Origin of the sequence: Burkholderia sp. Tr-862, assembly GCF_011753085.1 — a bacterium.
Taxonomy (GTDB): Bacteria; Pseudomonadota; Gammaproteobacteria; order Burkholderiales; family Burkholderiaceae; genus Burkholderia; species Burkholderia ambifaria.
In genome coordinates this window covers 1-1,767 of the sequence record NZ_VWWG01000348.1, presented here as the reverse complement: position 1 = coordinate 1,767, position 1,767 = coordinate 1, and the positions used below count along the sequence as shown (strand labels likewise).

At 66.4% G+C, this 1,767-nt stretch carries 3 protein-coding genes; 1 reads left to right on the top strand and 2 read right to left on the bottom strand.

Annotated features, from left to right (window positions below):
• Together F3J14_RS34720 and F3J14_RS34715 are read right to left on the bottom strand one after the other, a co-directional pair.
• The coding region (locus F3J14_RS34720; protein ID WP_282100804.1) for a magnesium chelatase domain-containing protein at positions 1-446 on the bottom strand (446 nt) is incomplete at its 3' end.
• A 273-nt stretch (positions 447-719) separates the two neighbouring features.
• Complete coding sequence (locus tag F3J14_RS34715; protein ID WP_006489451.1) at positions 720-971, bottom strand: accessory factor UbiK family protein; 252 nt, start codon at positions 969-971, stop codon at positions 720-722.
• 355 nt (positions 972-1,326) lie between these two features.
• Between F3J14_RS34715 and F3J14_RS34710 the strand changes: the two genes are divergently transcribed.
• On the top strand, positions 1,327-1,665 hold the full coding sequence (locus tag F3J14_RS34710) for a P-II family nitrogen regulator (RefSeq protein ID WP_006398175.1): 339 nt from the start codon (positions 1,327-1,329) through the stop codon (positions 1,663-1,665).
• Positions 1,666-1,767 lie beyond the last annotated feature (102 nt).

The window sequence follows — 1,767 nt, the reverse complement described above, 5'->3', positions numbered from 1 at the left end:
CCGGGCCGGGCGCCGGAACCGACGCCCGGTGCGGTTTCACCCGCGCGCCAGTCGCGTGCCGCGCCGCACGCCATCGCGAACGCGCCGCGCATCGGCCGCAGCGCGCCGGTCAGCGACAGCTCGCCCGCGAATTCGCGGCCGGCCAGCGCATCGGCCGGGATCTGGCCGTTCGCGGCGAGGATGCCGAGTGCGATCGGCAGGTCGAAGCGGCCCGACTCCTTCGGCAGGTCGGCCGGTGCGAGGTTGACCGTGATGCGGCGCACGGGGAATTCGAATCCGCAGTTCTGCAGCGCGGCGCGCACGCGCTCGCGGCTTTCGCGGACTTCGAGATCGGGCAGGCCGACGATCGAGAACGACGGCAACCCGTTGGCAAGATGGACTTCGACGGTGACGTCCGGCGCGCGGCCGGCCGCCGGCGCGCGACTGCGCACCACGGCGAGCGACATGGCGAGGCTCCTGTAAATGAATCGGACGGGCAACGGCCGTTCAGGGCCGCATGCCGCGGGAATCGGAGGAATCGGTGCGCGCTTGCCGGCGTGGCGCGGGAAAGAACGAGGAACGACGAACAGCGAAGAGCGAGGAACAGCGAAGAGCGAGGAACAGCGAAGAGCGGGGGGACTGCGAAGAACGACGGAACGGCTTGCCGACTGGCTGATTTGCAGGGGGCGGGCGCGGGCCGCACGAGGCGGCCCGCGCCCGGACCGGTCGGTCAGAGGGCGTCAGGCCTGGGGCGCTGCGAGCTTCTGCTCGAGTTCCGCGACGCGCTTTTCGAGTTCCTCGAGACGCACGCGGGTGCGGGCGAGCACCTGGGCCTGCGTGTCGAACTCCTCGCGCGTGACGAGATCGAGTTTCGAGAAGCCTTGCGACAGCATGGCCTTCACGTTGCGCTCGACATCCTTGGCCGGCGAGTTTTTCAGCAGGTCGCTGACGCGCGACTGCAGGTCGTTGAAAACATCGCTGGGTTGCTTCATGAGATTTCCCTTCCTTGCACAAAAAATGTGCATCTTCAGTTGCGTACGTGCCCATGATGCACGCATGACCGGAAATGGTGCACCCGTGGCGCGAATTCCGGGCATGGCGCCCGCATGGGTGAATGGCCCGGTGAACCGGGACGTGCGTGCACTCTAGCAACGATCCTTTCGGCGCGCCAGCAAACCGGGCCACGTTGACCGTTCGGCCGGGCTTCCGCACCTTTCAGCGGGCGATGCGCCCCCCTGTCGGAGCCGTTCGAGACGGTCCTCGCGCAAACATGGCATGCGAGTTGCTGGGAAGAGACCGTCACACCATTCCAACCAATTCGACGGGACCACCCAGCGAGAGGACTTCATGAAACTGATTACCGCAATCATCAAGCCGTTCAAGCTCGATGAGACGCGCGAAGCGCTCTCCGCGCTCGGCGTCTCGGGCATCACGGTGACGGAGGTGAAGGGGTTCGGGCGCCAGAAGGGGCACACCGAGCTGTACCGCGGCGCCGAATACGTGGTCGATTTCCTGCCGAAGATGAAGATCGAGGCGGCCGTATCCGACGATCTCGTCGACCAGGCAGTGGAGGCGATCGAGCGGGCCGCGCGCACCGGCAAGATTGGCGACGGGAAGATCTTCGTCACGCCGATCGAGCAGGTGATCCGGATCCGGACCGGGGAGACCGGCGCAGACGCGCTGTAACAGACAAAGACAAGCAACAAGAGGAAACCCGAGATGCGCAAACTTCTGATGTCCCTGCTGATGGCAGGCTCGCTGATCGCGGCCGGTGTCGGCCCCGCGCTA